At 70.8% G+C, this 281-nt stretch carries 1 pseudogene; it reads left to right on the top strand.

What is annotated here, in order from left to right:
• Window positions 1-281 (top strand): annotated as a pseudogene (locus tag FVA95_RS34380) (DDE-type integrase/transposase/recombinase); the annotation flags it as partial.

The raw sequence follows: 281 nt of genomic DNA, 5'->3' as shown, positions 1-281 counted from the left end.
CGCTGTCGGATCAACCGGCTCTCCCACATCGACCGGGGCACCGGGGAGCCGCTGCGCCGCTACGAGCACCCCCACCCCGGCTCGCTGATCCACGTCGACGTCACCAAGTTCGCCAACATCCCCGACGGCGGGGGCTGGCGCTACCTGGGAAGACAGCAAGGCCGCCGCAACCAGGCGGCCACCGCGCGGCGCACCGGTCAACGAGGCAAGTACTACCGCCCGGCCATCGGGACCGCCTACGTCCACACCGTGATCGACGACCACTCACGCACCGCCTACGC

Origin of the sequence: Pseudonocardia sp. EV170527-09 (assembly GCF_008369905.1) — a bacterium.
In the GTDB taxonomy this organism is placed as follows: Bacteria; Actinomycetota; Actinomycetes; order Mycobacteriales; family Pseudonocardiaceae; genus Pseudonocardia.
This window is presented reverse-complemented; position numbering and strand designations above follow the sequence as displayed.